Origin of the sequence: Pseudomonas karstica, from assembly GCF_009707515.1 — a bacterium.
Lineage (GTDB): Bacteria > Pseudomonadota > Gammaproteobacteria > Pseudomonadales > Pseudomonadaceae > Aquipseudomonas > Aquipseudomonas karstica.
On the sequence record NZ_WLYI01000055.1, the window covers coordinates 1 to 22,255 of the forward strand.

General features: G+C 57.3%; 14 protein-coding genes and 1 rRNA gene. 11 read left to right on the plus strand and 4 right to left on the minus strand.

Annotated elements, in window-relative coordinates; genetic code table 11:
- Both GIR22_RS24980 and GIR22_RS24985 read left to right on the plus strand, forming a co-directional pair.
- Positions 1-4,081, plus strand: a 4,081-nt coding sequence (locus GIR22_RS24980; protein WP_154745947.1) for a beta strand repeat-containing protein, incomplete at its 5' end; no start/stop codon positions are given.
- A gap of 159 nt (positions 4,082-4,240) precedes the next feature.
- Positions 4,241-4,579 (plus strand): tryptophan synthase subunit beta, encoded by a 339-nt coding sequence (locus GIR22_RS24985; RefSeq protein WP_154745948.1) that lies wholly within the window; start codon positions 4,241-4,243, stop codon positions 4,577-4,579.
- A gap of 41 nt (positions 4,580-4,620) precedes the next feature.
- Here GIR22_RS24985 and lapD read toward each other — a convergent pair whose 3' ends face one another.
- Both lapD and lapG read right to left on the minus strand, forming a co-directional pair.
- Positions 4,621-6,567, minus strand: a complete 1,947-nt coding sequence (lapD, locus tag GIR22_RS24990) for a cyclic di-GMP receptor LapD (protein WP_154745949.1) — start codon at positions 6,565-6,567, stop codon at positions 4,621-4,623.
- A 14-nt stretch (positions 6,568-6,581) separates the two neighbouring features.
- On the minus strand, positions 6,582-7,271 hold the full coding sequence (gene lapG, locus GIR22_RS24995; RefSeq protein ID WP_154745950.1) for a cysteine protease LapG: 690 nt from the start codon (positions 7,269-7,271) through the stop codon (positions 6,582-6,584).
- A 253-nt stretch (positions 7,272-7,524) separates the two neighbouring features.
- On the opposite strand from lapG, the gene GIR22_RS25000 reads away from it, so the two are divergent.
- The 5 genes from GIR22_RS25000 (at position 7,525) to GIR22_RS25020 (ending at position 14,420) form a co-directional block, all read left to right on the plus strand.
- Complete coding sequence (locus tag GIR22_RS25000; RefSeq protein WP_178122459.1) at positions 7,525-8,235, plus strand: GntR family transcriptional regulator; 711 nt, start codon at positions 7,525-7,527, stop codon at positions 8,233-8,235.
- A gap of 601 nt (positions 8,236-8,836) precedes the next feature.
- Positions 8,837-9,613 (plus strand): DUF3050 domain-containing protein, encoded by a 777-nt coding sequence (locus tag GIR22_RS25005; protein ID WP_154745951.1) that lies wholly within the window; start codon positions 8,837-8,839, stop codon positions 9,611-9,613.
- Positions 9,610-10,557, plus strand: coding sequence for a diiron oxygenase (locus GIR22_RS25010; protein ID WP_154745952.1), 948 nt, complete (start codon positions 9,610-9,612; stop codon positions 10,555-10,557). The genes GIR22_RS25005 and GIR22_RS25010 overlap by 4 nt, the downstream gene beginning before the upstream one ends.
- Positions 10,554-13,934: an amino acid adenylation domain-containing protein gene (locus GIR22_RS25015; RefSeq protein ID WP_154745953.1), complete on the plus strand. Its 3,381-nt coding sequence runs from the start codon at positions 10,554-10,556 to the stop codon at positions 13,932-13,934. The genes GIR22_RS25010 and GIR22_RS25015 overlap by 4 nt, the downstream gene beginning before the upstream one ends.
- A gap of 27 nt (positions 13,935-13,961) precedes the next feature.
- Positions 13,962-14,420, plus strand: a complete 459-nt coding sequence (locus GIR22_RS25020; RefSeq protein WP_154745954.1) for an SRPBCC family protein — start codon at positions 13,962-13,964, stop codon at positions 14,418-14,420.
- Between the two features lie 49 nt (positions 14,421-14,469).
- On the opposite strand, the gene GIR22_RS25025 is transcribed toward GIR22_RS25020, so the two are convergent.
- Entirely contained in the window at positions 14,470-16,350 is a 1,881-nt protein-coding gene (locus GIR22_RS25025; protein ID WP_154745955.1) for a methyl-accepting chemotaxis protein, read from the minus strand.
- A 289-nt stretch (positions 16,351-16,639) separates the two neighbouring features.
- Here GIR22_RS25025 and GIR22_RS25030 point away from each other — a divergent pair, with 289 nt between their 5' ends.
- The 4 genes from GIR22_RS25030 to GIR22_RS25045 all read left to right on the plus strand — a co-directional run bounded on the left by GIR22_RS25030 (position 16,640) and on the right by GIR22_RS25045 (position 21,979).
- The gene (locus tag GIR22_RS25030) at positions 16,640-17,140 is read left to right on the plus strand and encodes a sigma-70 family RNA polymerase sigma factor (RefSeq protein ID WP_154745956.1); all 501 of its coding nucleotides are present in this window, start codon (positions 16,640-16,642) and stop codon (positions 17,138-17,140) included.
- On the plus strand, positions 17,137-18,120 hold the full coding sequence (locus GIR22_RS25035) for a FecR domain-containing protein (protein WP_154745957.1): 984 nt from the start codon (positions 17,137-17,139) through the stop codon (positions 18,118-18,120). Before GIR22_RS25030 ends, GIR22_RS25035 begins: the two co-directional genes overlap by 4 nt.
- 105 nt (positions 18,121-18,225) lie before the next feature.
- Positions 18,226-20,730 (plus strand): TonB-dependent siderophore receptor, encoded by a 2,505-nt coding sequence (locus tag GIR22_RS25040; protein ID WP_154745958.1) that lies wholly within the window; start codon positions 18,226-18,228, stop codon positions 20,728-20,730.
- A 70-nt stretch (positions 20,731-20,800) separates the two neighbouring features.
- Entirely contained in the window at positions 20,801-21,979 is a 1,179-nt protein-coding gene (locus tag GIR22_RS25045; protein WP_154745959.1) for a PepSY-associated TM helix domain-containing protein, read from the plus strand.
- 99 nt (positions 21,980-22,078) lie between these two features.
- Here GIR22_RS25045 and rrf read toward each other — a convergent pair.
- A 5S ribosomal RNA gene (gene rrf, locus GIR22_RS25050) occupies positions 22,079-22,194 on the minus strand.
- Positions 22,195-22,255: the final 61 nt, after the last annotated feature.

Below are 22,255 nucleotides of genomic sequence, written 5' to 3' on the forward strand. Positions count from 1 at the left end.
CGCAACCACCACCATCAACGACACCATCGACGATGTGAAGGTTGTTCTCACGGCCACCAACAGCGTTGCCGAGGGTGGCCAGATCACCTATACCGCCAGTCTCGTCGACAAGAACGGCGCTGCCGTGACCAACGTTGGCACCGACCTGGTGGTCAAGCTGGACAACGGCTCGACCATCACCATCGGCAATGGCAAGACCTCCAGTACCGTCAATGTCACAGCGCCCAATGACGCCTACATCGGCGCCAACGATGTCTCTGCCAAGATCACCAATGTGGTCAGCGGCGGCGACAAGTACGAGAACCTGATTCCAGTTGGCACCCCGGTGGTCACCAAGGTGACGGACGTGGTGAGCAACACCGTGGTCAGCATCGCTGGCGATGCCTCGGTCAATGAAGGCCAGAGCGCCCACTACACGCTGAACCTGAGCAACCCGGCGGGCACCGACGTCACGGTGACGCTCAAGTACAGTGGCACAGCCAGCGACGGCTCGGACTTCACCGGTGTGTACACCGTGAAGATCCCAGCCGGCGCCAGCAGTGCGACGTTCGATATCAAGACCATCGATGACACGTTGACCGAACCTACGGAAAATTTCGTGATCACCATCGACAAGACCATCGGCGGCAACTTCGAGAACCTGGCAATCAGCAGCACCCATGGCAGCGTTACCACGTCGATCATCGACAACGACGCCCCACCGGTCATCGACCTGGATGCCAACGACTCCAGTGGCGCCACCGGTGCCAACTACAAGGCCACGTTCACCGAAGGTAAAGCCGGTGTGTCGATTGCCGACACCGATATCAAGATCACCGACCCGGACAGCACCCAACTGACCGGCGCCACTGTGGTCCTGACCAATACGCAGCAGGGCGACTCGCTGAACGTCAGCAACGTCAACGGCATTACCGTGACCTCAGCCACGGACCCTGCCACCGGCAAGATCACCCTGACCCTGACCGGAACGGCGACGCTGGCTGACTACATGCAGCAGATCAAGAACATCACGTTCAGCAACAACAGCCACGACCCGAGTACCACGCCACGGACGATCACCGTGACCGTGACCGACGGCGGCAACTATTCCAACGTGGCGACCACCACAGTCAACGTGGTGGCGGTCAACGATCCACCGGTTGCCACTGGCAGCGCGGTTACCGGAACGGAAGACACACCGCTGGCACTGACCTGGTCCAACTTCGGCGTGACCGATGTGGACTCTCCACAGGCCAACCTCGGGGTGAAAATCACCGAGCTGCCAGTTGCCGGCAAGCTGCAATTCCTGGCGGCGGATGGCTCTACCTGGACCAACGTGACCAGCGGCCAGACCTTCACCAAGGCGCAGATCGACGGCGGCCAGTTGCGCTTCCAGCCGAACGCCAATGAGTCCGGGGCCGATGGCTACGGCGGCACCGGCGTGGGCAACAAACAGGCTGACTACGCACAGTTCAAGTTCCAGCCAACCGATGGCAAGGACCTGGGCAATAGCGCCACGATGAAAGTCGACATCACGCCGGTTGCGGATGCGCCGACCTTGAGCGTTGCCGACAACAACATCACTTCGGTGGGCCTGACCAAGCAAAGCTGGAACAGCATCGCGAACCTGGGCACCAACGGTAATGGTGCCTCGGCAAGCGTGCTAAAAAATGCGATCGATAACGCTGGCACGCCAAATAGCACAACGATTGCGACCAACGTCGAATCCACTGAAAACGTACCGGGCGGCGCCGGCTCGAAAACCTCCGGCCTGATTTACCTGGAGGCAGGCAAGACATACACCTTCAGCGGCTACGGCGATGACAGCATCCTGATCAACGTCGGTGGCAAGGACGTAGCCAGCGCTATCTACGGGACCAATGCCGGCAAGTTCAGCGGCACGTTCACCCCGACCAGCAACGGCTATTACAGCCTCGACATCTACCATGCAAACCAGGCCGGTCCTGGCAGCTATGACGTCAACCTGTCGGTCAATGGTGGCCCGGTTACCAACCTGAGCAACACCACGATTGCGATCTACACCGGCATCAATGACCTGATCAATGCCGGCGCGCAGGTTTCCGATCTGCACGGTACCAACGGCCAGGGTTATTACGACGCGTACAAGCTCAACGAAGGCCTGGAAAACGGCACCGTCAAGCTGACCAAGATCACCACCGGCCTGACCGATACCGACGGTTCGGAAAGCCTGAGCGTGAAGATCGGCAGCATCCCGGTGGGAGCGGTGCTCAGCGACGGCGCCGGGCATACCTTCACGGCCACCCAGGGTGCGACTGAAGTGAATGTGACAGGTTGGGATCTCAACAACTTGAGCCTCAAACCGCTGCCTTACACCAGCGGCCAGTACAACCTGACGGTGACTTCAACCTCGACCGAAAGCCTGGGCGGTTCGGCCAACACCGTGGCGCAAGTGCCAGTCACGGTGTACCCGGCGACCTACAGCCCGCTCACAGCGACCTCGGGCGATGACAACATTACCGGTACCAGTGGCAACGACATTGTAGTGGCGGACGTTTCGGGCCTGAACGTAGTGCAGGGCAAGAACTACAACATCGCGTTCATGGTGGACAGCTCGGGCAGTATGAGCGAGAGCTCGGTTAAAGCGGCGAAAGACTCGCTGACCACCGTGTTCAAGTCGCTGCAAGACAGTATCGGTTCCAGCACCTCGGGCACCGTCAACATTTTCCTGGCGGACTTCGATAGCCAGGTCAACCAGACAATTTCGATTAACCTGAAGGACCCTGGCGCCCTGAATGCCCTGCAGAAAGTCCTGGACTCGATGGTGTCTGGTGGCGGCACCAACTACGAAGATGTGTTCAAGGCCACGGCCAACTTCTTCAAAAGTGCCCAGGCGACCAGTAACACCGGCGCAATCAACACGACGTACTTCATCACCGATGGCCAGCCGACGTTTTATCAGCGCAGCGAGCAGACCAACCCGGCCTTGTACGGAAACGTCAAACTGGATGATGTCGTCACTACCAGCAACTACACCCTGGGTACCGCCACCAGCATCAGCATCGATCAGAATCACCGAGTTGATATCGATGCTGCCGGGAAAGTGACCGTCTGGACCAACAACGGTTGGCCCTGGGGCTGGGGCCAGTCCAGCCCGGGGATCATCCATGCCCAAGGGGATGGCACTTTTGAGCTATCGGTCCAGGATGGCCAGGGTAACGCTACCGACGCCGCTACCGTCACCAACTCCACTAACGCATTCGCATTGCTCAAAGGCTTGTCCACAGGTGGCGTGGAAGCCATCGGCCTTAACAGTGGGGTCAGCCTGGAGCAATTGAAGCCGTACGACAGCGATAACAAGCCACAAAGCAACATTGATCCGAAGGACCTGGCCAACGCCATCCTCGGCCATAGCGAGGCCACTCTGCCGGGTGCCGACCGTGTCGATGGCGGTGACGGCAACGACATCCTGTTCGGCGACCTGGTGAGCTTCAGTGGTATTCCGGGCGAGGGTTACAACGCTATCCAGACTTACGTGGCCGGGAAAAACGGCGTGGCGGTGTCTGCGGTTACCGGCCAGGATGTGCATAAGTACATCACCGAGCACTACACCGAATTCAACACCTCAGGTGCCAAGGACGGTAATGACACCCTGTTGGGCGGCTCGGGCGATGACATCCTGTTCGGCCAGGGCGGCAGCGACTACCTGGACGGTGGCAAAGGCAACGACATCCTGCTGGGCGGTACCGGTAACGACACGCTGATCGGCGGCCAGGGCAACGACACCCTGATCGGCGGCTCGGGTGCCGACACCTTTATCTGGAAATCCGGTGATACCGGCAACGATGTAATCAAGGACTTCAAGGCATCGGAAGGCGACCGTATCGACTTACGTGATCTGCTCAAGGGCGAAACCGACAGCACCATCGATAACTTCTTGAAGTTGACCACAGTGGATAACGTGACGACGCTGCAGATCAGTTCCGAAGGCAAGCTCAATACAGACGGCGGCTTGGCCAATGCGGATGTCACGATCAAGTTGGAGGGTAACAACTGGTCTGGCCAGACGATCAACTCGCTGATCAGCGGCGCCGACCCGACCATCAAGGTCGATCACACCTAAGCTGGACCACTGCACGGCCGCCGCTTGAGGCGGCCGGTGCATTTCGGGCGGTCCGTCACTGGCACGGGGCAACGGTTGCGCGGCATACTCATGGTCAATGTTGCGGTTGGCCTATGTTGTCGACAGATTGTCGCCAGTTCTTCTCATGAGGGATGTTCTATGTTCTACGTGCAACGTGACGCACAGGGTGAGCTGATTCGCGTTGAGGCGGCGCCCTATGCCGAAGCGACAGAGACCTTGCCGTCCGATCACCTTGAGGTCCAGGCCTGGTTCGCCAACGAAGAAGCGGAGGTAAGCCTCAAGCAACTCAAGCAAAGTGACTCGGAGATGATCCGGGTGCTGGAAGACTTGATTCAGGTACTGACCCAGAAAGGCGTGATCAACATGACTGACCTGCCGGTCGCTGCACAGGAAAAACTGAAAGACCGCCGCAACGCGCGGGAGTCGTTGGGTGGCCTGAGCCACTTGATCGATGATGAAGAAACCGGCTTGATCTGATTACCTCACTGTAGCCACTGCCGAGGCAGCAGCTACAACGGCTAACGCCAGGGCGCCGGTTCACCTAACAGTTGGCCCTGCACACCAAAAATCCCCATCTCGCGAATCACCGTCAATTCACCTTCGGTTTCCACCCGTTCGGCAATCAGGGGCAGGTCGATGCTGTGGGCTGCGCGCTGGATGGCTTCGATAAACAGACGCTTGTCACTCTCTTGATCGATGTCCCGGATGTAGCTGCCATCGATCTTCAGGTATGCCAGGCCCAGGCGCGCCAAGTTACCGATCATGCTGAACCGCCCGCCAAAACGCTGCAGGCTGAGGGAGAAGCCGAGCTCGCGCAGGCGTTGAGTGAGTTGTTCCAAAACGCGTTGCTCAGGCAGTTGCTCTTCACCGATCTCCAGGGTCAAGCGTGGGCCCAGGTTGGCGTGCTGGCGCAGCAGGTCAAAAATCCGGTTCAAGGCTTGAGGGTCTGCCAGGGTGGCAGCCGATAGGTTCAATGCCAGGGATTGGTTATGGTCGCTCATCTGCTTGAGCACCAGTTCCAGCATCAGCCGGTCCAGGCGTGCCGACCAGCCGAAACGCTCAAGCCAGGGAAGGAAACGGCCTGCCGGGAGGGTATGGCCCTGATCATCCATCAAGCGGGACAAGACTTTGTAATGCAAGACCACCCGTGAATCCCCACTGGCAACCACCGGCTGGAAATACAGCTGGAAGCGCTGTTGGGTCAACGCCTGGTCCAGCAGGGTATGCCAGGCATGGTGGCTGTCACCGACACTGACGGTGGCGTTGTGGTCGAGGCAGGCCCAACTGGTATCATCTTGGGCCTCAGCCTGGGCCAAGGCTTGATCGGCCAGGGCCAGCAGCGCCTGGGGCGTGTCATCGTGGTTGAACGGCGCCAGGCCAATGCAAGCCACTGGCGTGACGTCACTGGCTCCTGTGGCTTGCAGGCTGAGCAAGGTGTTTTCCAGTTGCTGTGCCAGTTGCAGCGCTTCCTCGCGCATCAACCCCGGCGCCAGCACGGCGAACTCGCCGCCACGGATACGGGTGACCAGGTTGTGGGTTTGCGGGTAAGGCTCGCATTGACGCAGCAATTGCTCGCCGACCGCCTGCAACAACTGGTCGGTGCGCTGGCCCCCCAGGCGTTGGTTGAGTCCGGCCAGATCCTTGACCCGCAGCAGTAGCAAATAGCCGGAACTGGTTTCTTCCGGATTGCTGACACAGGCGTTGAGTTGCATCTCGAAATAACGCCGGTTGGCCAGGCCTGTGAGAGTGTCCTGATAAGACTCGATCCGCAGCTTTTCGCTGCGCTCAGCCTGCTCCTGGAACAGTGCCTTGAGCTTCTCCACCATCTGGTTCATCGCCTGTACCACCCGCCGCAGTTCAGGGGTGCGCGGCAGGTCGGGCAAACTGAGGAATTCCCGTCGGGCAATGGCGTGGGACTGCTTGACCATGTACTCCAAGGGTTTCAGTTGGCGACGCAACAGCAAGGCCCCGAGCACCGCGCTGACTGCGCCGCACAACAACAGCCAGCCCAGGCTACCCAAGGCACTCTGCCAGAGTTTAGCCAGGGCAAACATCGGATGGCTGACTACCTCGACCCGAGCAGCCTGCTCCCAGCCACGGCTGACCAGCGCGTCGCCACCGGCCGGCTCCAGGCCAATCAGTTTGACGAACCAGTTAGGTATGCCATTGTTATCGGGGATACCGCTGCGTTCGACGATGGTCTTGTCGGTCGCCAGGTCCACCACCCGGATGCTGGTGTAGTAGCCGCTGTCGAAGATCGAGCTGACCAGCAGCTCCACCATCGCCGGGTCGTCGATATTCGGTGTCAGGGACAGCGCCAGGGCCGTCGCAGCATCCTGTGCGTGGGAGCGCAACTGGTTCACGTATTGAGCACGCGAGCTTTCCAGACTGACCATGAAACTGCCACTGAAGGCGACCACCAGGAACAGACAGATAGCGATCAACAGCTGTTTGAACAGAGACATCTGAACAGTTACTCCTAGTTGGCAGGCTCGGCTGAAAAGCCTTCCGCACGCATTTTTTTCAACACATCCTGCCAGCGCGACAAGCGTTTGGTGTCACCGATCTTTTTGTTGCCCTTGGCACCAGGCAACCACAAGCCTTCGGCATTGAAGGAGTAGACCGGCAACAGATCGGTACGTCGGCTGGCAGGCTGGATGTCATCCATCAGGCTGTCGAGCACCAGCGGCATCGCCTCTGGCGTCGAATAATAGGTCAAGACCATATGGGCGCGGTTCTGACGCAACGCCTTGACGTAGGTGATGCGCAATTTGTCGCTGGAGACACCCAGGTGACGCAGGCTGAAATACTTGGCTATTGCATAGTCTTCGCAATCCCCGGCACCCTTCCACAGGGCTTCAATGGGGGTTTCCCAATAATCGACCTGATGCCACAGATCGATGTCTTCCACGTAGTGCATCTGCTTGTTGAAGAACAGGTTGACCACCTTGAGCTGTTCCAACTCACTGACTTGTTTTTGTGTCACCAGCAGCCGCTGCCAGGCGTCGATGCGCGACTGACCTTGCCCTAGCGGGCCGTACAAGACGGTTGCCTTGCGGCTGATCTGGGAGAAGTCCCAATCGGCATGCAACCCGCCAGGCAATAAGCCAGCCAGCAGCGCCGAAAAAAGCCAGCACAGGATCCGTGAGGGAATAAAACGTACCGCCAATGCGTTCAGTCCGTGGAGAGAGACGGAGTTTCAATGGATGGTGAAGCTTGGGCCGGGAAAAGACAATGGCACAGTGCAATCATCTGGTAACGCCAAGCTTTTTAAACCGAGGCCTGTCAGATGAATAAAAGAAGCCATGTAAGACCTCACAAACAGAAACCTTGCCCGTTTGACAAGCTTACAGGCAAGCTCTAGTGTGCATTGGATCCAATTAGCCAGAATATTCTAACTAAAAAAGGAGGATAGCGTAGTCGTGACGCAGAAGCCGAACCCCTTGAGCAGCATCAAGATCAGCGGTCCCATACCCGCCCATCTTGCTCGCTCCGTGATTGAAGAAACATTACGCAATGCCATCCTTGATGGCCGCTTACCCTGCGGCACTGCTATGCGCCAACAGGAACTGGCTATCCTGTTCGGGGTTAGCCGAATGCCCGTACGCGAAGCCCTGCGCCAACTGGAAGCCCAGTCGCTGCTACACGTCGTGACCCATAAAGGCGCGGTGGTTGCGCCACTGATTGAGGACAACTCGGCTGAGACTTATGCCCTGCGTCTTCTGCTGGAGTCTGAAGCGCTGCGCCTGTCGATTCCCTTGCTTACCGACCATGACATCGCCGAGGCCAGTACTTTTATCGACGCCCTTGAACGTGAAACCAACTACACCGAGATCGGCCGGCTCAATCGACTGTTTCACATGGCCTTGTATGGCAAGGCACCCAATCAGCGACTGCTGAAACTGGTGGAACACGGCCTGAACGAAGAGGAGCGGTTCCTGCGCTTCAACCTTGAAGCCATGGGGCTGGGGGAGACCTCCCAAGAGGATCACCGCGAACTGCTGAATCTGGTGGCACAGAAAAAGGTCAACGAAAGCATCCTGACCTTGCGTAACCATCTCATGCGAGGGATGGAGGTGATTGAGAACTACCTGAACAGCCTTGAACAGAGCGATAAACAAGGTTCGCTGTAAGCAACCAGGGAACTCAGTGCCAGCCTTCGACCACAAAGCGGCTGCGCGAGCCTTCGTCCATGGCGCAATAGGCCTCCAGGCCATCGGCGCAGAGCCTCTCTGCGCCCACATATCTGCATCAACCGTCTCCGATACCTTCCTGAAGGGTGCTGGCAATAGTTTCATTGTTTAACAGCTAAAAAAGGAACACCTCCCCATACTTTTCAGAAATCCCAATACTCAACTGCGTAAATCAGAAACCTTCTTATTTTGTACCTGTAACAACAAAGGAAACTTCTCACGCTAATAACTGAACAACCCCACAACAATTTTCTTACTCGCAAAACAACTAATAACCGTCTTTAGACCTAAGCCGCTTATTATATTTTTAACTTCCAAGCTCTCCAATCGACCATGTCAATACTGGTTTTGGCTCACTGCGTTCGGCGTCCTTTAGCAAAGTCCTTAACGTTTACCCTGCTTACCTGCGGATAAACAGTCACGTCATGCTGCAATACCTGCCGTGGGTTAAACATATTCTCGACAGTAACAACCACTGCTCATTTATCGCCGAAGCAAATCGCTCTTACCAGCACTGACATATGAGTTATAGGCACCCCACATGTTTCAAAACCCACTACTGCTAAAACAGAAAACGCTGCAATTACACAACCACCCCATATTCCTGGAGATAAATTCGCTCCCCGGACTTCAATATTTCATGCAAAACCACGTATTCGCCGTTTGGGATTTCATGACACTCGCCAAACGCCTGCAACAGGACCTGACTTGCGTGCGCCTGCCTTGGCTACCCCCCGTGGATTCACAAGCAGCACGCCTGATCAATGAAATTGTGCTGGGTGAAGAGTCAGACGTGCACTTGAGCACAGGGCACTGCAGCCACTTCGAGCTGTACCTGGAGGCCATGGGCGAGGTCGGTGCCGACATCACAGCCATTGAGGCATTCATCACTCTCCAGCGTGAGGGCGCAAGCACAGAAACGGCTTTGCAGCAGATCAATATTCATCCTGGCGTAGCCCACTTTGTCAGAAGCACCGTGCACACCGCCTTGAACGCGCCAACCCACTGTGTGGCGGCGGCCCTTCTCCACGGCAGGGAGAGCGTCATCCCGGCGATGTTCAAACGCATTCTGGACGGCTGCGACATCGCCCATCGCCAGGCACCCACACTGTGTTACTACCTCAAGCGCCATATCGAGCTGGACGCCCAAGACCACGGGCCGGCAGCAGAACAATTGCTGCAGCGCCTGACCCACGCTGACCCGCACCGCGAACAACAAGCATACCGTGCCTCCCTTTGCGCCGTGGAAAGCCGGATTGCCCTGTGGGACGGGTTACTCCAGAACCGCCATGCCAAGGAGCAAGGGGCAAGCCTATGAACGCCACCGACTACCGTTCATGTGCCGAAGACTGGGAAAGGCGCGCCACGATACGCACCCGTCCTCGCCGCCTGCTGGAGGATGACGACAAGCTGATATTTCCATTGTGCAGGCAACCCCTGGTGCTCAGCGCGACCTTTCTTGACCAGTGCCCCCAATGGCGCGACTTCGTGCTGGTACAGACGTTCTACAAGTTCATCAACGATGTAGTTATCTTTGAAACCGAAATCGTTGATAAGACCGCCCGCCGCATTGCCAAAAACCGTTTTTCGGTGCCCTTCCCTTTCGCCTGCCGCTATAACGCTATGACCGTGGTCATCGATGAGGACTACCACGCCCTCGTCGCCCTGGACTTCATGCAACAAACAATAGAAATGACCGGCATCCCTCCCCTGGATCTACCGCCGCACATCGAGTTGAGCCGTGCCGTGCCTGCCGCCGTGAACCAGGCTCCCGAGCACTTGCGCGATGCCGTGGAGTTGATCTGCATCGCCATCTCGGAAAACACGGTGACCCAGGACGTCGCGGCGTTTTCCAAGGACGACAGCGTCAAGCAATCCATCCGGGGATTGATGGCCGATCACTTGTTTGACGAGGGCCGCCACGCTGGATTCTGGACACGCCTGGTGCGTCTCTACTGGCAGACCGCAAGCGAAGAGGACCGCAACATCATCGCCCGGATACTGCCGGTGTTCCTTCAGCATTACCTGACCAACGACCTGCAAAAAGCCTTCGACCTGCAATTGATCGAACACCTGGACATCAGCGCCAGCACCCGCGCCAACCTCCAGGCCGAGATTCATGCCTTGGTCTTTCCCATCACCTGCCAGCACCCTCTGGTCGTCAACATCATGGGTTTCCTGCACCACACTGGCTTGCTGCAAACGCCCTCCCTCGCCCAGGCGCTGAGCGCCTACCTGCCAGTGTCCGGGAGACATTCATGAGGCGTTTGAAGATTGTAGGGGTCGGCGTCAGCAGGGCATTGAAGGAGGTAAGAGAGGCGCTGGAACCATATGGTCATGAATGGGTACCGATGCCGGTAAAGCAGGACATCGACCTGCTGATCGAGGACGGTAGCCGCCAGGTTCCGACGGAGCTCATCGCCGCCGCATGGATGAGCCTGCGCCTGGGCATCGGGCCAGTGACCGATTGTGGTCTGCCGACGCTGCAGTTCAGGTGCTACGACAGCGAGCACCTCCTGCTCGCGACTCTGGATGTTGGCGCAGAGCCTTGCGGCAATGGCCAGAGGCTGCGCCAACAGGCCATAGCCTGCCTTACGGAATGGGTCGCCCTGCACGTCAGTGGTTTCTCGCGAGATGCCGGTTATTTCTCACAAACAGCCGCTGCCAGCCATTATCGAGAGTACGCTTTAGAAAGACTGGAGTCGCTGGCATATCTGCATCGCCACAACCGAACCACTGACCTTGCGCTGCTGCACCAAGCCCAGGTTCCAGTAATTGATCGCCTGGAACAAAGCCTTCAGCGTTTTGGCGAACGAACAGCACTGAGTATCGCGGGTGCCTCCCTGAGTTATCACCAGCTACACCATTTGAGCCAGGCTATCCGGCAGCGTCTGGAACCATTGCTACAGGCAGGTGATACGCCACCGGTGGTCGCGATCTGCCTTGGAAAATCCTGCGAGCTTTACGCCGGCATCCTGGCCATTCTTGGCTGCGGTGCGGTGTACCTGCCGTTGGAACCTGGGCACCCACTGCAACGCCAACAGACCATGTTGGAAAATGCTCGCGCCTCGGTGCTGTTGGACGATGGCCTGCACCCATTGCGCGAGCGTTTCGTCTCACTGGACATAACAACCGTCGACACCGACGGCCTCCAACCATTAGCGCACCACCGCCCTTCGGCGGATGCTCCCTGCATGGTGCTCTATACCTCAGGTACGACAGGCCAACCCAAGGGCGTCATGCTGAGCCAACGCAACCTGGCCCATTTCACGGCCTGGTTCGCATCCCATCTGCAACTGACGGAACAGAGCCGAGTCCTGCAGTTTTCGTCCCTGAGTTTTGATTCGTCGCTGATCGATATCTTCCCGACATTGATCCAGGGCGCCGAGCTGATCGTGCCCAACGACGACCAACATCGCGACCCCCAACAACTGCTGGAGCTGATCCGCCAGCAGCGCATCACCCATGCCTTCCTGCCACCAGCGCTGCTGAGTATCTTGCCGCTGGACTCTCCCCTGGGCCTGACCCACCTGCTGACCGGAGGCGACGTCTGCGAACCCTACGTCATCGAACGGCTGGCCAGGCAATGCCACTTGCACAACTTTTACGGCCCAACCGAAGCCACTGTCCTGGTGACCAGCCGCACGCTGCAACCCGGTGATAACAACCACAACCTCGGTACCCCTATTGCCAACAGCCAAGTGCTGATCCTCGACGATGAGCAACAACCGGTGGATGAGCAGGTCATGGGCGAGCTGTACATCGTCGGCCCCGGGGTAAGCCTGGGCTATGTGAATAACCCGCAACAGACTGCCGAGCGCTATGTACAGCTTGCGTTACCAGACGGTAAAACCTTGCACGCCTATCGCAGCGGTGACATGGCGAAATGGACCGACGATGGCATCGAGCTGGGCGGACGCCGGGACAACCAGGTAAAAATCCGTGGCTTTCGCGTGGAACCGCAGGAGATCGAACATTGCCTACGCAGCAGTCAGCTGTTTCGCCAACTGGCCGTGGTGATTGACCATGATCGGCGGATCCTCGCCTTTGTGGCACAACCCGAGCCGCACGCCACCTTGTCAGCCCTCAAGCAGCACGCCAGGCTCTCGCTACCGGACTACATGCAGCCAACGGTGTGCACCGAGCTGACGAGCATGCCGCGCTCCAGCAATGGCAAGGTCGACCGGCAGGCATTACTGGCAATGAGGATCCAGCCTGCATCGGACGCCATACGACGTGCGCCGCAAACACTCCGTGAAGCCCAACTGCTGAGCCTGTGGAGTGAATTGTTGGCGTTACCGGTCAGCGAGCTATCAACGCACGACAGCTTCTTCAATCTCGGTGGTCATTCCATCCTGTTGTCGATCATGCTGGTGCGTATCCGCGAGCAATTTGGGAGTAGCTTATCGCTCAGTCGGTTTATTGAAGTGCCCACGGTACGCACGCTCGCGGCCTTGATGGGAGATGACGTGCCTGTCGATGCACCGACAGGCCAAGCGGCACGGGATGCGCTGCGCGAGCTGGAGATATCGACGCTACCGGCCGATCAAGCGGGGGATCGTCGCAAGGTTATTGTCACCGGTGCCAACAGTTTTGTCGGCGTGCATATCGTTCAGGCGTTACTGGCCAAAGGGGCTCTTGAGGTCGCCTGCCTGGTACGCGAGACCCCAGGTTGCTCTGCATCCACGCGCTTTGCCCAGGCATTGCATGACTATCAGTTGCAGCATCTGGACCTGAGCCGGGTACGGGTGCATGCCGCCGACGTCAGCCAGCCTCGCCTGGGGCTGACGGCCGAGGCCTATGATGTGCTCGCCAACGAGTACGGAGTACTGGTGCACAACGCGGCCCATGTCAATCACGTCATGGATTACGCGGCACTCGCCAAGGACAACGTCGAGCCGATGTTTGAATGCCTGCGCCTGTGTGAAACACGACGTAAAAAAGTCTTCAACTTTATCTCGACGTTGTCGGCGTCCAGCAGTGTGGATGCCTTGGGACACGTACTCGAAACCCCCGCTGCCACCACACCACCGCTCTACATCAAGAACGGCTACAACGTTTCCAAATGGGTAGCCGAGCGTCTTTTGGGCCGTGCGGTCAAGCAAGGTACCTGGGGCAATATCCATCGCCTGGGGAACATCAGCTTCAACAGTCACAACGGTGTCTGCCAGCCGCACAAGAATCGCCTGATGCTGATGCTCAAGGGCTCACTGCAGTTGGGACTGGTTCCACAACTGGGATTGAATTTCGATTTGATGCCAGTGGATTTCCTCGCGCGGTTTGTTGCATTTCACTGTGGGCGCTGGCAACCGGGACGTGACGTGTTCAACCTGCACAACCCGCAGCCATTGAGTTGGGAAGGTTACGTCGAATCGTTTCGCCAAGCGGGGCATCCGTTCGAACTGGTCAGTGTCGCCGACTGGCAGCGCCATCTGAGCCGGGTGGACAACGGTAACGCGTTGTTCGGTGTGCTTGGTTTCTACCTCTATGGCCTGGAAGAAGACATCGGCGACACCTCGATGATCCGCCATGACAATGCCCGCCAAGGGGTCGAGCAGATGGGTGCGCGGTATCCCGAAAAAGACGGCGCTCTGCTACGCAAGGGATGCCAGTACCTCAATCGTATTGGCTTCCTCTGACCACTGCCTCACCTACAAGAGAATCTTATGAAACAGCTACAACCCGATACCTTGATCAGGAATCCACAGGGCAAACCAATAGTGTCTTGCGTGGTGATTGCCTGCGACGCTGCCCGGCTATGGAAGGTAGTCGGTCATTTCGGTGGATTTGATGCCTTTATTCCCGCCCTGTCACACATCGAGATGATCGGTGCGGGCGTAGGCGCACTGCGCACAAAATGCTTCCAGGATGGAAACCTGGTGGTGGAACAACTCAATAGCCACGATGAGCAGGCCATGAACATGACCTGGACCATGGTTTACAACACCTTGGGTATCGCCCGGCTGTGGGCAGCGATGGCCGTCGAGCCCCTCGCAAAGACACACGCCAGGGCGACCTGGACCATCATTGCCGAACCCAATGAAGAAGAACGGGAAGGCTTTGTACAGTTCGTGCAGGACTTTGCCGACAATGCGCTGGAGAACGTACGTCAATTATTGAGTTGAACAGAGGGTGAGCGGGCCAGCCCCTCACCACCGTTCTGCAAGCTGGCGGTCAGATCTTGAAGCTGTCCACCAGTTGCTTCAACCGATTGGCCTGTTGAGACAGCGCGTCGCAATCTTTCAAGGTTTCGTTGAGGTTGACCACGCCTTGCTGGTTGAGCAGGTTGATCTGATGGATATCGATGTTGAGGGTCTCCACCACGGCGGTCTGCTCCTCGGTAGCCGCCGCGACCGACTGGTTCATACCATCGATCTCGACGATCCGCTGCGTCACGCTGACCAGTCGCTCACCGGCCTGGTTCGCCACTTCGACGCTTTCTTCACTGGACGCCTGGCTGGCATTCATCGTGGTGACAGCTTCCCGCGAACCAATCTGCAGGGAGGTGATCATCTTGTGGATCTCCTCGGCCGACTCTTGGGTGCGATGGGCCAGGTTGCGCACTTCATCGGCAACCACCGCAAAACCACGGCCGGCTTCCCCGGCACGCGCGGCCTCAATTGCGGCGTTGAGTGCCAGCAGGTTGGTTTGCTGGGAGATACCTTTGATCACATCCAGGATGTGCCCGATGTTGTCGGTGCTGGTATTCAGGGTTTCGATCTGAGTGCAGGACAGGCTGATTTTTTGCGACAACTGCGACATCGCGAGAATGGTTTGCTCCACGACCTTACGACCATCATCCGCTTGCTCACTGGCGCCGCTGGCGTGCTGTGAGGCATCGGCGGCATTACGCGCGATTTCCTGAGTGGCAGCGCCCAACTCGTTGATCGCAGCGGCCACACTGTTGGTGCGGGCACTCTGCTCGTCGGAACCGATAATCGATGCATTGGACGAGGCCATCACGCGCTGGGACAGGTCATGCACTTGGCGCGTCGCCGAGGAGACTTCACAAATCGATGCGTGAATACGCTCGACGAACTGGTTGAAAGCACCGCCCAGCTCACCGAATTCGTCCTTGCTTTCGACCGCCAGGCGGCGAGTCAAATCGCCTTCGCCCTGGGCAATATCCTGCATGGCTCGGCCCATGGTGGTCAGGGGACGCATCAGTACTTGAATCAGCAGACTCAAGAGCACAGCAATCGCTGCCACGGCAATGAACATGGCAATCAAGGCAGATGTACGGAATTTGCCCAACGGTGCGTAGGCTTTATCCTTGTCGATCGACAGGCCAATATACCAGTCTGCATTTGGCAGGCCGCTGATCGGCGTAAAGGACAGAATCCGATCCTGACCGTTGAGCACCACGTCCTGATTGACCTTCTCGATACGGACATGGGTACCGGGGTAGATATCCTTGAGGTTTTTCATCACCTGGTCCTGATCGGGACTGACGATGACTTGGCCGTCACCGCTGACCAGGAACGCATGGCCAATACCGCCGAAATCTACCGAGTTGATGATTTTCACCAGGGTTTGCAAGCTCAAGTCACCGCCCACCACACCTAGCAGTTCACCATTGCTCTTGACCGGCAGGGCAATAGTCACGATCAGGCCACCCACCGCGGCCATGTAGGGCGGCGTCAGCATGGTCTTGTCGGCCGCCACGGCCTGCTTGTACCAGGGCCGCTGACGCGGGTCGTAGCCATCGGGCATTTTCGCGTCAGGGCGTTGAGTGAACACACCGTTGGTTGAGCCGACATAAGTGAACTGAAAGTTCGAGGTGAGCGCCGGTTGATCGACCAACCCGGGCAGATCGGCGCCATGGCCTTGATGGACAACGTTTTGCGCAAGGCTTTCCAGCACCAACACCCGGCCAGTGAGCCAGTTCTGCACACTGCTGGCGGTCAGGTCCCCTGACTGCTGGATGGAGGTCTCCAGGTTTTGCTTGATGGTGCTGCGCTGCAGGTAGTCGTTGTACAGCGTGAATAACGCGAAGGCCAAAACCACGACGCCTGACGCAGCCAACAGAATTTTATGACTGAACTTGAGATTCATTTCATCGACTTCTTTTGCCAAAAGGGGGTGAGCGTGCTGGATGCAACATTCTATGTAACGCGGTAGGCAGGCTCTTCGACCACCTTGTCTCGGTGCACGCATGGCTCGTCAGGCTTTCGGCCAAGGCGAAATAAATCTTAGGAAATTGTGAGAGGCATCTTCCTTTTGCGTCCGAAACCGACAGGTGGTAGCAGTAAAGCGAGCCAATCAAGCAAATGTTGCAAAATCTTCTGGGCTTCATAACAATGCGAGTAATTATCATTTGTGACATTTAGCCAGGCCCTTGTGAATGCCATCTCCTGAGTACGCATTGCAAACGCTTTACAGCAACCATCACGGCTGGCTGAACATTTGGCTGCGCAGTCGCCTGGGCAATGCCGCGGACGCGGCTGACCTGGCCCAGGACACCTTTGTCCGCCTGCTGCAGAAAACCGAGCGCTTGGAACTCAAGGCACCTCGGGCTTTTCTGCGCACCATCGCTCGAGGGCTGGTGATCGATCACTGGCGCCGCGAAGAAATCGAGCGGGCCTATCTGGAGGCCCTCGCTCATTTACCCGAAGGGCAAGTGCCGAGTACCGAAGACCGGGCGTTGGTGCTGGAGCTCCTGGAAGGCATCGCACGCTTGCTGGACGGGCTCAAGCCCAAGGTACGCAAGGCGTTCTTGCTGGCTCAGTGCGACGGGCTGACTTACAAGGAGATTGCGGCGCAGATGGACGTGTCATTGCGGTCAGTGGAGCGGTATGTCGCCGAGGCGCTGTATCACTGTTATGTCTTGCGTTATGAATCATGACGTCGGCGAATAATACTGTGCGCCCCCAACCCGACCCGCAGGTGGTCAAACAAGCCATCAGTTGGATGCTGCGCTTGCGTAACAATCGAGCCAATACCTGCTTGCAGGCGCAATGCGAGTACTGGCGCGAGGCTCATCATGAGCATGAGTTGGCCTGGCAACGAGTCCAAGCCTTGCAGCACGAATTGAGCGGCCAGTTCGCCGCGATTCCTGGCGCCCATGTGGCATTGGAAAACAGCGCACAGCGCCTGGGGCGACGGCAAGCCTTGAAAGTGTTGTCGGGCGCGCTGTTGATGGGATCGGCGGCGTGGGTCAGCCGAGACCTGACCGGCTGGCAACGCTGGACGTCCGACCTGGCCACGGCCACCGGCGAGCGGCGCAGCGTGCAACTGCCTGACGGCACCCGTCTGCAACTCAATACCGACAGCGCGGTGGATCTGGACTTCAACCCGCATCAACGCTTGATCACTCTGGTTCGCGGAGAAATCCTGGTGACCTGCGGCTCGAGTGTCGGCGCGCCGCTGCTGGTTCGAACCCGGCATGGTTTGTTCGAGGGTATCGATGGGCGCTTTGTTGTACGCCAGGACGGCGACTGCACACGCCTGAGCGTCACCGCCGGCAACGTGGCAATCCATTCACCCCACGCGGCTGACGGACTATCAACCCAGGTTCACGCAGGAGAAAGTTACCTCGTCAGTCAGACCCAGGCCACGCTCGCCCCACCGCCGGATATGGACGCAGGGGCCTGGACGGATGGCTTGATCGTGACGCAAAACATGCGCCTTGCAGATTTCCTGGCGGAGGTGGGGCGCTATCGTCCTGGCTACCTTGGTTGCGCAGCGCAGATCGCAGACTTGCGGCTATCAGGTGTTTTTCGCCTCCAGGACACAGAGAAGTTGCTGGCACTCCTACCGCAGACGTTGCCCGTACGCCTGCACTATCGCACCCGCTGGTGGGTGAGCCTGGAGCATCAGGCCTGATTATTTTTGTTCCGGCCGATTTATTTTTGGCGGCTTTTTTTCGTGAGTCCGGCTTAGACAGTAAGCCATTCAATCTGCCTTCGGCGATCTCTACGGACCTCGATAATGACTGTGCGTTTTTTCAGCGACTCATCCTGCTCACCTGACACTTCCTACCCGCTGCTCAGTAAAGCCGTACGCGCGGCATTACTTTCGACGGCGCTGGGCATCAGCGTGTTGCCCCTTTCCGTTGTCGCCGCTGAACCAGGCGTCGAGCACATCAGCCAACGCTATGACATCCCGGGAGGCCTGTTGGGTGATGTCCTCAACCTGTTTGCCCGCCAGGCAGGCATCACGCTTTCCAGCACTCCGGCGCAGACTCAGGGGCACTCTTCTGCGGGGCTGCGCGGTGAGTATTCAGCCACGCAGGGTTTGAACCAACTACTCAGTGGTTCAGGGTTGCAAGCTCAAAGCCAGGACGGCGTCAGTTTCGTCTTGCAGGCACAGCCCGAGAATGAAGCGCTGACGTTGCCGACTACCGACATCAGGGGCTTCGCCCTGGGCAATGCCTTGGGCAGCATGGAAGGCTATAACGCCACCCATAGCCAGATTGCGACCAAGACCAGTACCGCCCTGCGAGAGACCTCACAAACCGTCTCGGTGGTGACCCGCGAGCAGATGGACGACCAGGGCTCACAAACCGTTGCCCAGGCGATGCGTTATACCCCTGGCGTGCTGACCAACCCCTACGGCGCAACTCACCGCTACGACTATGTGGCGATGCGCGGCTTCAACGATGGTTCGGTGGATAACATCTACCTCGATGGATTGAAGTCCATGGGCGATAGCGGGACGTACAGCACCATGCAGGTGGATCCGTACTTCCTGGAACGCGTGGATATCCTCAAGGGTCCGTCTTCGGTGCTCTACGGACGCAGTTCGCCGGGAGGACTGGTGGCATTGACCAGCAAGAAGCCATTGTTTGAGCCCTACCATCAGATCCAGGCCACCGTAGGTACGCAAGGGCAACGAGGTATGGGCTTCGACTTCAGTGGCCCCGTCGATGACGACAAACGTATTGCCTATCGGCTGACAGGTCTTGCGGATAAGTCCGACACTCAATTCGATCATGCCAAGGAAAAGCGCTACGCCTTGGCACCGACCTTGAGCATCGACTTCACCGATGACACATCCCTCACACTCCAGGCCTATCTGCAGCACGATCCAGACGGCGGCTACCATGGCGGCATGCCAGCGGATGGTGCGTTGCACCAGCGTAATGGCCAGCGAATCTCCAGCCATTTTTTCGAGGGCGAGCCGGGCATCGATGGTTACAAACGTGATCAACAGTCGTTCGGTTATCAGTTTGAACATCGCTTTAATGATGTCTTCACTGCGCGGCAGAACTTCCGCTATCTGGACTCCAAAGTGCAGTTGGATCAGGTGTATGGCTACGGCTGGACCACGCCTGCCAGCAATGAGCTGAATCGCTACTATTCGGGCGGTGACGAGAAGCTGCACGCCTTCATCCTCGACAACATGCTGCAGGCCGAATTTTTTACGGGAGCGACCAAACACACAATGCTGATGGGCGCGGACTATCAACGGCGCAAAACCGTAGTGGATTGGAGCAGTGGTTCTCTGGCACCGATCAACGCGTTCAACCCGGTGTATGGCAATTCTGCGATCACCTATTACAGCCCGACCAGCTACCTGCGACGGCTTGAGCAGACCGGCGTTTATCTGCAGGACCTGATTGAGATGGACAAATGGCGGTTCTCCCTGGGTTTGCGACAGGATTGGGTAGAAACGTCTGATGAAAATCGTATTGCGGAAACTAGCCGACCTTTGGGTACAGAAATCAGTGATAAACGTACCAAGCTGACCGGACGCGCAGGTGCGCTGTATCTGTTTGATAACGGTCTGGCGCCCTATGTCAGCTATTCGGAATCCTTCAATCCGAACTCCTACTCGGACAGTGCCGGCAACTCCTTGGCACCCACCGACGGGACGCAGTGGGAGGCTGGTTTGAAGTATCAGCCGCCAGGCACCGATAACCTGTTCACCGCTTCGCTGTTCCGCATTGATCAGGAAAACCTGGCGACCAAGTTGCCGCAGGAGAATTTCTATCGAGCTGTAGGGGCTGTCCGTTCACAGGGGCTGGAACTGGAAGCGCATATGCAACTGACCGACAACCTGAAGCTATTGGGAAGCTACACCTTCACCGATATCGAGTATTCAAAGTCGATGGTCAGCACTTTGAGTTCGCCGGGTAACCTTATCGAGAACAAGGGCAACTCTCCCACTCAAGCGCCTCGTCACATGGCTTCGGTGTGGACGGATTACAAATTCGACAGCGGTACCCTGGATGGGCTGCGACTGGGTGGCGGTATTCGTTATGTTGGTTACAGCTGGGCCGATGCGGAAAACACCATGAAGGTTCCGTCCTACACCTTGCTTGATGCTTCGCTTGGGTATGACTTGGGCAAGGTGGGCTTGAAGGGAGTGGACGTGCGCCTGAATGCCAATAACCTGACCAACGAATCCTATGTAGCGTCGTGCGCCAGCCTGAATTTTTGCTACTTGGGAGAAGAGCGCAACGTCAGTGCGACGGTGAGCTACCAATTCTAATTAATCTCGATTCATACAAAGCCAGCTCCTGATTTCAGGCGCTGGCTTTGTCGTCTGTGCAGGAAATTTTATGCGGACATTATTAGTTTTACTGCATCGCTATATTGGCTTGGCTACAGCGCTGTTTCTGATGATGGCAGGGATTACCGGGAGCCTGCTGGCGTTCAATCACGAGCTGGATGAATGGCTCAACCCAAGTTTTTATGAAGCTGCTGCCGAAGGTACGGCGCTACCGCCAGGGGAGTTGGTAGAACGATTACAGGCCCGGCATCCCAAGTTGCAAGTCTGGTACATGGAGTATCCGCAAGAGACCGGCCATACCGCGGTACTGGCAGCGGTTCCCAGGGATGACCCGGCAACCGGCAAGCCTTTTGCCGAGCCCAATCAGGTTTTCTATTTCGATCCGGTGAGTGGTGAACAGACAGGTCAACGTTCTTGGGGCGCCTGCTGTTTTCAGCGAGAAAACTTCATACCGTTCATTCTGGAGTTTCACTACAACCTGGTACTGCCTGGTAACTGGGGCTTGTGGTTGATGGGATTGGTCGCTATCACCTGGACGCTGGATTGCTTTATCGCATTGTCGCTTACCCTGCCCAGAGGCAAACCGTTCTGGAGAAAGTGGTCGACGTCCTGGAAGATCAAGGGCGGGCATGCTTATCGACTGAACCTTGATCTGCATCGCGCGGGTGGTTTATGGCTTTGGCTGTTACTGCTGCCAATTGCAATCAGCAGCGTGGCGATGAACTTGCCGAGCCAGGTGTTCAAACCCGTCGTTTCGATTTTTTCACCGATCGAACCAAGCGTCTATGAGGCCCGTGGCAGGATGCCAAAAGAAGAGCTGGGCGTCACACGGCTGAGCTATCAGCAAGCGTATGAACGAGCGTTGGAGGACGGTAAACGCTTGGGCCTGAAGATGGCTATTGGCGAGTTGTATTACAGCTTTGAGTACAACTTCTATGGAGCAGGTTTCGGGCAACATGACACCGATGCTCATGGAAAATCGTGGCTCTTCTTCCACGGCACTGACGGGCGTTTACTGGGACAGGAAATAGCCGGGCAAGGGACGCTGGGAGAGCGCTTCTACCGACTTCAGTTACCTATTCATGGTGGCAGGATCATTGGGTTAACCGGACAAGTGTTAATTGCCTTGCTCGGTGTTGTGATCGCCGTGCTGTCGGCTACCGGGGTGTACATCTGGTGGCGCAAGTTGCTAGCTCGCAAAAGCAGCAAAGCGCGTCATCGGAACTGAACTGGTTTAGCCGTTATGAATGGGTGGGGCCTGCTTGTAGCTTGGCCTTAAACGACAAAACCCCTGTCTGCGCTAGCAGACAGGGGTTTCGGAATTTGATCTTGACGATGACCTACTCTCACATGGGGAAACCCCACACTACCATCGGCGATGCATCGTTTCACTGCTGAGTTCGGGATGGGATCAGGTGGTTCCAATGCTCTATGGTCGTCAAGAAATTCTGTGACCAGACCGTCGCAGTCGCAACGTGCCGGTGAAAATCATGGACTTCTACAT

Excerpts from the sequence above, each read along its gene's own strand:
- GIR22_RS25040 (WP_154745958.1), top strand. The coding sequence starts at position 18,226 with ATGACTGTGCGTTTTTTCAGCGACTCATCCTGCTCACCTGACACTTCC.
- GIR22_RS24985 (WP_154745948.1), top strand. The coding sequence starts at position 4,241 with ATGTTCTACGTGCAACGTGACGCACAGGGTGAGCTGATTCGCGTTGAG.
- GIR22_RS25030 (WP_154745956.1), top strand. The coding sequence starts at position 16,640 with ATGCCATCTCCTGAGTACGCATTGCAAACGCTTTACAGCAACCATCAC.
- GIR22_RS25010 (WP_154745952.1), top strand. The coding sequence starts at position 9,610 with ATGAACGCCACCGACTACCGTTCATGTGCCGAAGACTGGGAAAGGCGC.
- GIR22_RS25020 (WP_154745954.1), top strand. The coding sequence starts at position 13,962 with ATGAAACAGCTACAACCCGATACCTTGATCAGGAATCCACAGGGCAAA.
- lapD (WP_154745949.1), bottom strand. The coding sequence starts at position 6,567 with ATGTCTCTGTTCAAACAGCTGTTGATCGCTATCTGTCTGTTCCTGGTG.
- GIR22_RS25005 (WP_154745951.1), top strand. The coding sequence starts at position 8,837 with ATGTTTCAAAACCCACTACTGCTAAAACAGAAAACGCTGCAATTACAC.
- GIR22_RS25015 (WP_154745953.1), top strand. The coding sequence starts at position 10,554 with ATGAGGCGTTTGAAGATTGTAGGGGTCGGCGTCAGCAGGGCATTGAAG.
- GIR22_RS25025 (WP_154745955.1), bottom strand. The coding sequence starts at position 16,350 with ATGAATCTCAAGTTCAGTCATAAAATTCTGTTGGCTGCGTCAGGCGTC.
- GIR22_RS25045 (WP_154745959.1), top strand. The coding sequence starts at position 20,801 with ATGCGGACATTATTAGTTTTACTGCATCGCTATATTGGCTTGGCTACA.
- GIR22_RS25035 (WP_154745957.1), top strand. The coding sequence starts at position 17,137 with ATGACGTCGGCGAATAATACTGTGCGCCCCCAACCCGACCCGCAGGTG.